This window comes from Leyella lascolaii (genome assembly GCF_900079775.1).
GTDB classification, from domain to species: Bacteria; Bacteroidota; Bacteroidia; order Bacteroidales; family Bacteroidaceae; genus Prevotella; species Prevotella lascolaii.
In genome coordinates, this window is the sequence record NZ_LT556049.1 from 270,001 (window position 1) to 282,262 (window position 12,262).

General features: G+C 56.4%; 9 protein-coding genes. 8 read left to right on the forward strand and 1 reads right to left on the reverse strand.

Features of this window, described 5'->3' with window-relative positions:
* Window positions 1–110 precede the first annotated feature (110 nt).
* Window positions 111–2,522: an outer membrane beta-barrel protein gene (locus tag BN4609_RS11450; RefSeq protein WP_068856782.1), complete on the reverse strand. Its 2,412-nt coding sequence runs from the start codon at window positions 2,520–2,522 to the stop codon at window positions 111–113.
* A 519-nt stretch (window positions 2,523–3,041) separates the two neighbouring features.
* Between BN4609_RS11450 and BN4609_RS11455 the strand changes: the two genes are divergently transcribed.
* The 8 genes from BN4609_RS11455 to BN4609_RS11490 all read left to right on the forward strand — a co-directional run bounded on the left by BN4609_RS11455 (window position 3,042) and on the right by BN4609_RS11490 (window position 12,034).
* The gene (locus tag BN4609_RS11455) at window positions 3,042–3,428 is read left to right on the forward strand and encodes a VOC family protein (RefSeq protein WP_068856783.1); all 387 of its coding nucleotides are present in this window, start codon (window positions 3,042–3,044) and stop codon (window positions 3,426–3,428) included.
* Between the two features lie 214 nt (window positions 3,429–3,642).
* Window positions 3,643–4,536 carry a glycosyltransferase family 2 protein gene (locus BN4609_RS11460; protein ID WP_164071666.1) on the forward strand — a complete coding sequence of 298 codons (894 nt, stop codon included), beginning with the start codon at window positions 3,643–3,645 and terminating at the stop codon, window positions 4,534–4,536.
* A gap of 144 nt (window positions 4,537–4,680) precedes the next feature.
* Entirely contained in the window at window positions 4,681–6,141 is a 1,461-nt protein-coding gene (locus tag BN4609_RS11465) for a rhamnulokinase (protein ID WP_068856784.1), read from the forward strand.
* A 109-nt stretch (window positions 6,142–6,250) separates the two neighbouring features.
* Entirely contained in the window at window positions 6,251–7,504 is a 1,254-nt protein-coding gene (locus BN4609_RS11470) for an L-rhamnose isomerase (protein ID WP_068856785.1), read from the forward strand.
* A 17-nt stretch (window positions 7,505–7,521) separates the two neighbouring features.
* The gene (rhaT, locus tag BN4609_RS11475; protein ID WP_068856786.1) at window positions 7,522–8,553 is read left to right on the forward strand and encodes an L-rhamnose/proton symporter RhaT; all 1,032 of its coding nucleotides are present in this window, start codon (window positions 7,522–7,524) and stop codon (window positions 8,551–8,553) included.
* Window positions 8,554–8,688: 135 nt separating this feature from the next.
* Entirely contained in the window at window positions 8,689–9,498 is an 810-nt protein-coding gene (gene rhaD, locus BN4609_RS11480) for a rhamnulose-1-phosphate aldolase (protein ID WP_068856787.1), read from the forward strand.
* Between the two features lie 263 nt (window positions 9,499–9,761).
* Window positions 9,762–10,679, forward strand: coding sequence for a helix-turn-helix domain-containing protein (locus tag BN4609_RS11485; protein ID WP_068856788.1), 918 nt, complete (start codon window positions 9,762–9,764; stop codon window positions 10,677–10,679).
* Between the two features lie 308 nt (window positions 10,680–10,987).
* Window positions 10,988–12,034 carry a threonine aldolase family protein gene (locus BN4609_RS11490; protein WP_068856789.1) on the forward strand — a complete coding sequence of 349 codons (1,047 nt, stop codon included), beginning with the start codon at window positions 10,988–10,990 and terminating at the stop codon, window positions 12,032–12,034.
* Window positions 12,035–12,262: the final 228 nt, after the last annotated feature.

Below are 12,262 nucleotides of genomic sequence, written 5' to 3' on the forward strand. Positions count from 1 at the left end.
TGGTGTTTTCTTTGCGCGGCATACACCACATCCTTGCCTTCCCGCGCCTCTCATCCTCACCGTGACAGCGTATGACACCGTAAGGATGCAGCCTTACGGCTGTGTCACCATCAGAAATCCTTACCCTCGAACATTGCTCCCGACGACACCTTTCCGCCCTGCATCTTTCCTCCCGAGGCGTTGAAGAAATAGCTGACGGACAGCATTATGTTGGGATACTTGGGTCGGACGTAGGTTGAGGACATGAGTGTGGCGGTGGAGCGGCGGTTGTCGTAGCGTGCGGTGCGGAACACGTCGTGCGCCACGAGCGACACTGCCAGGCGGTCGCGCATGAGCTGGCGGCGCACGGCAAGGTCGAAGTAGCAGTAAGCTTTCTCCCGTCCCTGTGTGAGAACCGTGGGTCCCACGAAGTTGGCATCGAACTGCATACGAGTGGACCGTCCCAGACTGAAGTTGTTCATCATCGAGAGCGAGTAGCTCGTGTTGGCTGCGTCGGCGCATCCCTCGTAGCGGCTTGTGAACTCATAGCGGAACAGGCTGCCGTTGAGCGTCATGTCCCAGCAGCGCAGCAGGCGCAGGTGAGAGTTGAGCTCGAGTCCGAATGTGATGTCGTTGCCGGCGTTTATGAGCGAGTCGAGCGTCACTCCCGGCTCGTATGGCACCCTCACCTTGTCCATCACCCCGCGTCTCGAGCGGCAGAAAGCGGTGAGCGACACACTGTTCTCCTGCGCGAACGACTTGCGGTAGCCCACTTCCACGGTGTGTATATATTCCGGTCTGATGTCCGGGTTGCCTATCTGTTTGGTGTAGTAATCCTCATACGTGATGTACGGTTCGAGCTGCCATATGCCCGGACGGTTTGTCCGGTAGGAGTAGCCGAGGGTGAAGACGTTGCCCCGTCCGGCGTCGTAGGACACGTGAGCCGACGGGAACAGCTCCAGCCTTCTGATGTATCTGTCGGCACCGGCTACTGATATTGTCAGTTCGTCGATGGTATGGTCGGCACGCAATCCGGCGTCGAACTCCACCTTTCCCATTCTGTCTGTGAGCATGGCATAGAGCGAATGAATCTGCCTGCGGTAGAAGAACGGCGCATGGAGGTTGTCCTGCCACACGAAGTCTTTCATCTTCCTGTCCCAGTATTTTATGTTGTACTCGCCGTGTTCGCTGTATGATGTGTACTGATAACCCGCCTCTATGCGTCCCGAGGGACGGTAGTTCACGAGCAGTGACGCCACCCCGTCGAAGTCCCAGTGGTGCTCCTTCTCATATCCGCGCGTGCCCTCATACCTCGCTCCTGACCCGTCGAACATGTTGCTTTCGGTATATTCCAGCGCATACCAGTCGTGCCTCAGCCGTCCGCTTACGGATATGCGGTCGCCCCGCCCGTTGAGGTTAAGCACATAGTCTGCCGAGAGCTGCGCGAGCCTTTTCTCGTTTGAGTAGCGGTCATGACTGTCATACAGTCCGTCGTTCATCACCTCGTCACCCTTGACGCGGTGCTCGTAATAGCTCATGTCGCCGCCCCTCCTGTTGTCGGTCATGCCTCCCTGCAGCTCCGCCTGCAGGTGGTGGGCTCCGGAGTCATACTCCCATCCGGCTCGTCCGATGTACGATATCTTGTCGCTGTGGCGCGTTCCGTCAGCGTCGGAGGTGGTGGTGAAGTCGTCTACGACGGTTGTCTTTTTCTGCCTGAAGTCGCTCTTGCCCCTTATGTCAGACGCCGCCATGCCCACATACCACCTGCTTGCCCCTCCGCGCCAGCCTATGGTGGCGTCGGTGTTCCACGTGCCTATGGTGCTTCCCGACAGGTGCGCCGCTCCGCTTATGCCGTTGTCAGCGTGGCGTCGTGTGGTTATGTTGATTATTCCCACGTCACCCTCGGTCTTATATCGTGCCGAGGGCGTTGTCATTATCTCAATGGCGTCGATGTCGGCGGCGGCTATCTGCTCCAGAGCCTGCGTTCCCTCGAGCATCGACGGCTTGCCGTTCACGTAGACGAGAAAGCCCGTGCTTCCCCGGAACGACACGTTGCCGTCGGCGTCCACACGCACCGATGGTGTTGACTTGAGCACATCCGCTGCGGTGCCACCCGACGCCGAGAGCACCGACGAGGCGTCTATCCTGCGCCTGTCGAGCCTGTACACCACCTTACTACGGTCGCGCGTGACCACCACTTCCTCCAGACTGCTCTCCTCCATCTCCATGCGTATGGTTCCAAGGTCAGCCGTCCTGCCCCTCCTTATGTCCAGCGTGTCGCTACGGTATGTGCGGTAGCCGAGGAGCATTATGGTGACGATGAACCGCCCTTCGCGCGCGGTGTGAATCTCGAGGCGTCCGTCCTCCACCTCAGCCGAGGCGATGGTGTTGTTGTTAGTGTCGGTAAGTGTCACGCCGGCATATTCCACCGGCTTGCCCGTCGAGGCGTCCACCACACTGCCTTTCACTGCCGGTGCGGTGCTCTGCGCGCATACTGCGGCTGACATGACAGACATGATGAGTATTATGAAAAAGCGTGTCATAAACGATAAATGTCATTTCTCTGATTGCAGGACGGAAGGGTGCGCACCGTCCTGACGGTGTAAGTTAATAATAAAGATACGGTTCCGACGGCACCGATGCTGCCGAGCCACCGCCCGGCTTTTTGCAAAGGTACAAAGAAAAAACCATATCCCGCGACGTTTATACCAATGAATGGACACATAAACCGGATAAACTTTATAATATTGACTGCCCGCTTCCATATGTCCGTAACCCCATTTAACGATAATCATACATCACAACTCTGATGACGGATTTCGCCTGACTGTCAGCCGTCCATACATTTTCCATACTCCCGTTTATTCCCGTTCTCCTCTTTATCCGTACGCAATCCGCCGCATACTTGGCGAAGCCTGAAAAACCATTTGCCTGACAACGGTATGAGATACAGTCAATATATGACCTCCTGTTACGGTAGAATAATGTTTAAAAAACAGTCTCCCATAAGAGGAAACCGCCACTTTATATTAATTTTGAAGAAATAAATAAGACACAGACTTATGAAGATAGACCATCTGGCAATATGGGCGGACGACATTGAATCGCTCAGAGAATTCTACACAAAGTACTTCGGCTTCGTATCAGGGGAAAAATACCATAACCCGCGCAAGAACTTCTCGTCCTACTTCCTGTCTGCCGAAGAGGGCGGAGCAAGAATAGAACTGATGAACATTCCAGCCATGGCAGACAGGCACGAAGGCGCGGACATGATAGGACTCGCCCATTTTGCAATATCAGTAGGAAGCAAAGAGAATGTGGACACGCTCACGGAGACGCTGAGAAAGGACGGATACACCGTTCTTGGCGAACCGAGGACGACCGGAGACGGATGCTATGAGAGTGCCGTCGCCGACCCTGAGGGAAACCGCGTGGAGATAACAGAATGATGGCGGAGCATGGAAAACATATGACGTAATGCCTTGGTCATCATTGTTGTCACGACAATGCGGTAATCTCGTTTTTTATTGATATATTTGCACGGAGACTTCCATACTGTCGTTACTCCATTGGCTGTGGCTATTCGCACAGACAATGATGCGAGACTGCGGCGATGTGGAAAGTATGCATTTTATTAACGGCAAATATGTTATTTCTATTATTATGCAACAGCGTAAGGAGATTTCAATATTGCTTCCGGTATACAACCGCGTGTGCGTCGGTATGGTGGCGCGGCTGAAGGAACTGTGCGACGACGTGGAAGGGCTGCGCTACGAGATAATAGCAGCCGACGACGGGTCGGACGACAGGGATGCCGTGGCAAAGAACAAGGCGATATGCAGGATGGAGGGATGCAGGTATGTGGTGCGCGACACCAACTCGGGGGCGGCAGCCACACGCAACTTCCTTACAGGCATAAGCAGGTACAGATGGCTCCTTTTCGTCGATTGCGACATGTCGGTGCCCGACGACTGGTTCATACACCGCTATCTGGAGGCTCCCGAGGCGGGCGTGGTGAGCGGAGGAATGCGCACGGGCGGCAGGGCGGCAGACGCGCGCCGCAGCCTCAGATGCGCCTACGAGCGGAGGGCGCAGGAAAGGCACACCGCCGCTGAAAGGCGCAGACACCCCTATCAGGCGTTCCGTTCGGTGAACTTCATGGCTGAGCGGAGCGTGATGGAAAGCTGCCCTTTCGACGAGCGCATGAGGCGGTATGAGGACGTGATGTTCGGACGGCGGCTGGAGGAGAACGGCGTGACGGTGTGCCACATAGACAACCCCGTGGTGATGGACGACTTTGAGAGCAACACCCGCTTTGTGGAGAAGACGGAGAAGGACATGCTTACGCTGCGCGAATTCTACAGCGACATGAAGGGCTACTCGCGCATGATTGACATAACAGAGGCGTTGAGCCGCCGCCACATGCTGTGGGCGGTGAAGTCGTGGCACAACGTGTTCGGGCAGGCTGAGCGCAGGCTGCTCACCGGAAAGAAGGCTCACCTGAGGATTTATGATGCCTACAAGCTGGGCTTTTTCGCCACATGCGGGGCTGGGTGAGCGTCCGTGTGTGCGCCCTGCCACGGCTCCGCAGGCGGGTCAGTGTCAGATAATGAATGATTTACATCAAAAATCATACACTCTTTTATTGCCTTAATTGCTATATTTGCTCGTACAATTCATGAATCTAAGCAATATAACCGGATGAGCGATAAAAGACAATGCTTCTTTGCGGCAGACCTTGGAGCGACGAGCGGACGCACCGTCTTAGGGTGGTTCGGACCGTCGGGACTGGAGCTTGAGGAGGTGAGCCGATTTCCAAACCATCTCATATGCAGCGGCGGGAGGTTCTATTGGGACATCTACGAACTGTTCCGAAACGTGCTGGAGGGACTTAAAAAGGCTGCCGGACGCGACGGCTGCGAGATATGTTCGATAGGTGTCGACACATGGGGAGTGGACTTTGTGTGTGTGGGCGGAGACGGAGCTTTCATGCGACTGCCGCGTGCCTACCGCGACCCTTTCACTTCGGGAGCGGCTGAGAGGTTCTTCTCTGTGGTGCCGCGCGACGAGGTGTACCGCCGCACAGGCATACAGGTGATGGACTTCAACACCCTCTTCCAGCTTCACGCCATGCGCCTTTCGTCAGACAGCGCGCTTGCCGCCGCGCACAGACTGCTGTTCATGCCTGACGCCATAACCTACATGCTCACGGGCGAGATGGTGACCGAATACACCATCGCGTCGACCTCCCAGCTCCTCGACGCATCCACACGGCGTTTCGACAGACAGTTGCTTGAGGCGGTGGGACTGACGGAGGAGAGTTTCGGACGTTTTGTCTTTCCGGGACAGAAGGTGGGAACACTGACGCCGGAGGTGCAGAGGCTGACAGGACTCGGACCCGTTCCGGTGATCGCCGTGGCTGGTCACGACACGGCTTCCGCCGTCGCTGCGGTGCCGGCATCGGGCAGTGACTTTGCCTATCTCAGCAGCGGCACATGGTCGCTCATGGGAATAGAGACCGCAGCTCCGGTCATGACAGACGCCGCACGTGAGCTTAACTTCACCAACGAGGGTGGAGTCTGCGGCACCATCCGGCTGCTTAAGAACATCTGCGGCATGTGGATTCTGGAGCGTTGCCGCGCTGTCTGGGGTGCAGTGCCCTACGATGTGCTTACCGGCGAGGCACTCGCAGCCGAGCCGTTCCGCAGCATTATCAATCCCGACGACGCTTCCTTCGCCAATCCGCCGGACATGATTGAGGCGATACAGACATTCTGCCGCCGTCACAGCCAGCCTGTGCCCGACACTCGGGGACGCCTTGTGCGCTGCATATTCGAGAGTCTTGCCCTGCGCTACCGTCATGTGTTCGACAGCCTGCGCACATTGTCGGGACGTCAGCTCAGCGTGCTTCACGTCATCGGAGGCGGCAGCTGCAACGCCCTTCTCAACCAGTGGACCGCCAATGCGACGGGTGTCACGGTGGTGGCGGGTCCCGCTGAAGCCACCGCCATAGGCAACATCATGATGCAGGCGGTAGCGGCAGGACATGCCGCCGGTATGGAGGACATGCGCAGGATGGTGCGTTCGGCGGTGAGACCGGACACATATGTGCCGACAGACACGGGCGTGTGGGAGGATGCCCTGCGGCGCGCGCCATTCTGACGGCGGCGTAAAGGCGGTATGCATACGTTTATGCGTAATGCTCGGCAGCACTTTATCATATACATATTTATAATGTATCACATAACCATATAATAAAAAAACCTTTATTATGAAAGAACAACTGATTGACAATGCCTACAGCATAGCAAAGGAACGCTATGCATCCATAGGCGTGGATACGGACAAGGCGATGGACATCCTTCAGAATATCTCTCTGTCGATGCACTGCTGGCAGGCTGACGACGTGACCGGATTCGAGTCGGCAGGCGCGCTTACGGGCGGCATACAGACCACGGGCAACTATCCCGGCAAGGCGCGCAACATGGAGGAAGTGCGCACGGACATACTGAAGGCGATGTCGTTCATACCCGGCAGACACCGTCTCAGCCTGCACGAGATATACGGTGACTTCGGCGGACGGTTCGTCGACCGCAACGAGGTTGAGCCGTCACACTTCGAGAGTTGGATGCAGTGGGCTGCGGAGAACGGCATAAAGCTCGACTTCAACTCCACGTCGTTCTCACATCCCAAGAGCGGAAACCTCACGCTTGCAAGCCCCGACAAGGGCATACGCGACTTCTGGGTGGAGCACACCTCACGCTGCCGCGCCATAGCGGAGGAGATGGGACGAAGGCAGGACGACCCTTGCATAATGAACCTCTGGATACACGACGGCAGCAAGGACATAACCGTCAACCGCATGATGTACCGCGAACTGCTCAAGGATTCGCTCGACCGCATATTCTCGAAGGAATATGCCAACATGAAGGACAGCATCGAGTCGAAGGTCTTCGGCATAGGACTGGAGAGCTACACCGTCGGTTCCAACGATTTCTACATAGGCTACGGGGTGAGCCGCCAGAAGCTCGTCACGCTCGACACCGGACACTTCCACCCCACCGAAAGCGTTGCCGACAAGCTCTCCTCACTGCTTCTCTTCGTGCCGGAGGTGCTCCTGCACGTAAGCAGACCTGTGAGGTGGGACAGCGACCACGTGACAATAATGAACGACGAGACGCTCGACCTGTGCAAGGAGATAGTGCGTTGCGGAGCTCTCGGACGTGTTCACATAGGGCTCGACTACTTCGACGCCTCCATCAACCGCATCGGGGCATACGTCATCGGCAGCCGCGCCACACAGAAATGTCTGCTCCAGGCTCTGCTCGAACCGCTGCCCGCGCTGCGCCGCTATGAGGCTGAGGACAAGGGCTTCGAGCGTCTCGCGCTGCTTGAGGAGGCGAAGTCGATGCCGTGGAACGCCGTGTGGGACATGTTCTGCATGCGCAACGGCGTGCCCGTGGGCGAGGAGTTCATAGCCGGAGTGGAGGAATATGAGACTGAAGTGACATCAAAACGTTGTTGAATACACCGTTCGCAGCTATGGACATCATACTCGGATTACTCATAATAGCGGTGGGCAGCTTCGGCCAGAGCAGCTCATATGTGCCAATAAACAAGGTAAGGGAATGGTCGTGGGAGAGTTTCTGGCTCGTCCAGGGCATCTTCGCGTGGCTCGTGTTTCCGCTGCTCGGCGCGCTGCTCGCGGTTCCCGAAGGGGGCAGCCTGTGGCAGTTGTGGGGCTCGGGCGGGGCGTTGCTGTCTGTTGTCTACGGCGTGCTGTGGGGTGTGGGCGGACTGACGTTCGGTCTGTCCATGCGCTATCTCGGTGTAGCTCTGGGTCAGAGCATAGCTCTCGGCACGTGTGCGGCGTTCGGAACACTCTTCCCCGCGCTCTTCGCAGGTACCGACCTGCTGCACGGCGACGGACTCATGCTGCTCTGCGGAGTGTGTGTCACCATAGCCGGAATAGCCGTGATAGGCTACGCCGGAAGCCTCCGCGCGGCAAATATGAGCGATGATGAGAAGAAGGCGGCGGTTAAAGACTTCGCCCTTACCAAGGGTTTGCTTGTGGCGTTGCTTGCCGGAGTGATGAGCGCATGCTTCGCTCTGGGACTCGATGCAGGCGGTCATATCCGCTGGTCTGCCCTCAACGGCGGCGCGGCACCGCTCTATGCCGGACTGCCGGTGGTATTCCTCGTCACCCTCGGAGGTTTTATCACCAACGCCACCTACTGTTTGCGGCAGAACGTGAAGAACCATACCGCCCGCGACTATTTCTCATGCAGCAGCTGCGTGCTTGCCAACAACGTGTTCTTCTGCGCCCTTGCCGGAGTGCTGTGGTACTCACAGTTCTTCGGTCTGGAGACCGGCAAGAGCTTTCTTGGAGACAGTCCGGTGCTGCTGGCATTCTCGTGGAGCATACTCATGTCGCTCAATGTGGTGTTCAGCAACGTCTGGGGCATCATCCTGAAAGAGTGGCGCGGATGCGGCAAAAAGGCTGCCGCAGTGCTCGTGGCAGGACTTCTGCTGCTCATAGCGTCAGTCATTGTGGTGGCGATGGCGCAGCAGTGACACCGCGTCGTGCGCACCGTCTGAAGACAAGACCTGCCCTTCGGAGCATGGCGGCAGACGGTGGCACGGCGTCGCCGGAACATTGGCGCGGACTATGCAAAACAAAACGACAAACACATAATACTTATATAATATATGGAATCCATATTGACAAACCGTCCGGAACTTGCCGCCGAGGTGGAGAAAGTAGCCGAGACCGCAGGCTATCTGTGGCAGAAAGGCTGGGCTGAGCGCAACGGCGGCAACATAACCATAAACATTACAGAATATGTCGACGACGCCGTTAGGCAGCTTCCGCCCATCAGCGATGTGATGCCGATAGGCGTGACGCTTCCCTTTCTGCACGGTTGCTACTTCTACTGCAAGGGTACCAACCGCCGCATGCGCGACCTTGCGCGCCGTCCGATGGACAACGGTGCGGTGATACGCATCCTCGACGACTGTGCCAGCTATGTCATCATAGCCGACCGTCCGGTGCTGCCCACGTCCGAACTGCCCTCGCATCTCAGCGTGCACAACTATCTGCTGTCTGTCGGCTCGCCTTACAGGGCGTCGCTGCACACCCATCCCATCGAGCTCGTAGCGATGAGCCACAACCGCCGTTTTCTCGAGAAAGACGTGGCGACAGAACTGTTATGGAGCATGATACCAGAGACAAAGGCTTTCTGTCCGCGCGGTCTGGGCATCGTGCCATACCAATTGCCCGGCTCCGTAGAGCTTGCCGAGGCTACCATCCGTGAGCTTTCCGACTACGATGTGGTGATGTGGGAGAAGCACGGAGTGTTTGCCGTAGACACCGACATCACCGCCGCCTTCGATCAGGTGGACGTGCTCAACAAGTCGGCTCTCATCTACATGGCTGCCAGAAACATGGGGTTCGAGCCGGATGGGATGAGCCGTGAGCAGATGAGAGGGCTGACAGAGGCGTTCGGCTTGCCCAAATAGCGGCAGAGACAGCAGCCTTCAGCAATGTCTCACACATAGCCTTTTTAAATAAAAAAACGCCATGACACACACTTACTTTCAGATATCCGTCCCGTGGCTGTCCACGTCACGGCATCCTGCCGCATACGGAGTGCGTATTTATGACAATCCGTATGTGGTATGGAAAAGCATATCGGAATATTTCATAAAAGTTGAGTAAAACATCGTGATTTTGATATTTTATTAGTTATATTTGCCTCCACACCTGACAACAATTACTCAATATGACCAACGACACTAATAAGGACGACGCCGAATTCAAGTATCTCATTGTGAACGAGACCGACCGCCGGTTCGGGCTTTGGGTCAACACGGTAGGCTTCGAAGCCATCGCCCCCGACTCACCTTATCCTCTCAAGGAGCACCCATCGGGTTATTTCTTCAATGCCGAGAAAGGTCGTGTGCTGCACGAATACCAGCTCATATACATCACCAAGGGCTGCGGACAGTTCTCCTCGGAGAGTGTCGGCGGACGGCATGTATGCGGCGGACGGCTCATGCTTGTCTTTCCAGGCAGGTGGCACACCTATCGTCCCTACCGCAACGTGGGTTGGAACGAGTATTACATCGGTTTCGAGGGACCTGTCGCCGACAGTCTGATGCGCGGAGGATTCTTCTCTGAGGAGCAGCCCGTCATCGACATAGGACTCAGCGAGGAGTTTGTCTCCCTCTATTCTCGCGCCCTCGATGTGGCAGAGGCTGACTCCGTGGCGTCGCAGCAGCATCTTGCCGGAATAGTGATGCACATGCTCGGTCTGGTGATATCGCTTTCGCGCAACAGGCAGTTTGAGATGAGTGCCATCCGGCAGAAGATAGAGAAGGCGCGCATATACATGAAAGAGCATGTCGGCGAGAACATAAGCGTGGAGCAGCTTGCCGCAGATCTCAACATCAGTTACTCTTGGTTCAGGAAGGCTTTCAGGGAATACACCGGCTACGCGCCTGCAAAATACTTTCAGGAACTGAGGATTCAGCGGGCGAAGCAGATGCTTGTCGGCACACCGCTGTCAGCCAAGGAGATTGCAGTAGAGCTGGGCTACGGCTCCGCGGAGTACTTCTACTGCATGTTCAAGAAGTCAACCGGTCTGACGCCGCACGAATACCGGTCATACGGTCACGTGCCCGACACTTCCGGCAGATGACTCCCGTGTAAGGCGTCCGCCGCCTTGCGCTCCTTCATATCCTTTACTCCATCATCGCGCTTCCGTCCTTGCGTCGTGCCCGCAGACGGCTGAATGAGACTCCGTAGGCATGGTTTTCCTCCATATGTCATCATGTTCCGGACATATGAAAGAATATATCCGTCTTATTCCGGTGGCAGGTCTGCAAATAAATATATACCTTTGCACCGCCTTTTTTCTTTCCGCCGCGCTTCATGCGGACACTTTGCCGGACTGCGGCAAGGAAGGAAAGAAATGATATATAAACAGGTATGAAACAATAATAAGATATGTTACATTTTGACAGTGATTACATGGAAGGCGCCCATCCGGAGCTGATGCGCCGCCTTGCGGAGACAAACCTCGAGCAGACTCCGGGCTACGGACTCGACGAGCACTGCCGTTGTGCGGAGCGGCTCATTCTCAACGCCTGCTCGCTGGAGCACGGACGGGTTCATTTCCTGGTGGGAGGCACACAGACAAACGCCACGGTCATCGACGCCGTCCTTGCCCGCCACGAGGGCGTGCTTGCCGCAGAGACGGCACACATCAACGTGCACGAGGCGGGCGCGATAGAGGCTTCGGGACACAAGGTGCTCACCCTGCCGCAACACGACGGCAAGATAAGCGCGGCGGATGTGCGACGATACATAGACGACTATTATGCCGACGAGACCTACGAGCATGCCGTCGCGCCGGGAATGGTATACATCTCCCATCCCACGGAGCTCGGTACGCTCTACTCGCTCGATGAGCTTTCGGCTCTCAGTTCGGTGTGCCGCGAGGCTGGCATTCCGCTTTATATGGACGGCGCGCGTCTGGGCTACGCGCTGGCTTCATCAGACTCGGATGTGGCTCTTGCCGATGTGGCGCGCCTGTGCGATGTCTTTTATATTGGCGGAACGAAGGTCGGCGCGCTCTTCGGAGAGGCTGTCGTGACGTCGCGACCCGAACTTATGCCTCATTTCTTCTCCATAGTGAAGCAGCACGGGGCACTTCTTGCCAAGGGACGTCTGCTCGGCGTGCAGTTTGAGACGCTGTTCACGGACAATCTGTATGTCGACCTGGCGCGCCACGCATGCCTCATGGCAGGTAAGCTACGCCGTGCCTTCGTCAGCCACGGATACCGTCTCTTCATCGACTCACCCACCAACCAGCAGTTCTTTGTCCTACCCAACAGTGTCATCGACGCTTTGTCCAAGGTGGCGACATTCGAGCTTTGGGGACCGCGCCGTGCCGTGGAGACTCCCGTGCGCTTCGTAACATCATGGGCGACACGCGAGAGTGACGTCGACGAACTCATCTCCGCGCTTCCACAGTGCCCTGCCGCCGGATGACGGTTATATTTATTACTGCTGTGCGGCACGGTTTTTCCGTTATTAAAAACTGACGGCGCCAGCCCAGTAGAGACGCAAAATCTTGCGTCTCACGAGCAAGACTGCGCAATCAATTGAGGCTGTTATATACCTGTCGTTGATGTTTTTTTACTCGGGAGACGCAAGATTTTGCGTCTCTACAGGCTTGCGCCACCATTATTATATATGGGAAACGCCGCGGCATAATGA

Bases quoted from the DNA above. Each gene is read 5' to 3' on its own strand.
- rhaT (WP_068856786.1), top strand. From the start codon at position 7,522: ATGGACATCATACTCGGATTACTCATAATAGCGGTGGGCAGCTTCGGC.
- BN4609_RS11460 (WP_164071666.1), top strand. From the start codon at position 3,643: ATGCAACAGCGTAAGGAGATTTCAATATTGCTTCCGGTATACAACCGC.
- BN4609_RS11470 (WP_068856785.1), top strand. From the start codon at position 6,251: ATGAAAGAACAACTGATTGACAATGCCTACAGCATAGCAAAGGAACGC.
- BN4609_RS11455 (WP_068856783.1), top strand. From the start codon at position 3,042: ATGAAGATAGACCATCTGGCAATATGGGCGGACGACATTGAATCGCTC.
- BN4609_RS11485 (WP_068856788.1), top strand. From the start codon at position 9,762: ATGACCAACGACACTAATAAGGACGACGCCGAATTCAAGTATCTCATT.
- BN4609_RS11465 (WP_068856784.1), top strand. From the start codon at position 4,681: ATGAGCGATAAAAGACAATGCTTCTTTGCGGCAGACCTTGGAGCGACG.
- rhaD (WP_068856787.1), top strand. From the start codon at position 8,689: ATGGAATCCATATTGACAAACCGTCCGGAACTTGCCGCCGAGGTGGAG.
- BN4609_RS11450 (WP_068856782.1), bottom strand. From the start codon at position 2,522: ATGACACGCTTTTTCATAATACTCATCATGTCTGTCATGTCAGCCGCA.
- BN4609_RS11490 (WP_068856789.1), top strand. From the start codon at position 10,988: ATGTTACATTTTGACAGTGATTACATGGAAGGCGCCCATCCGGAGCTG.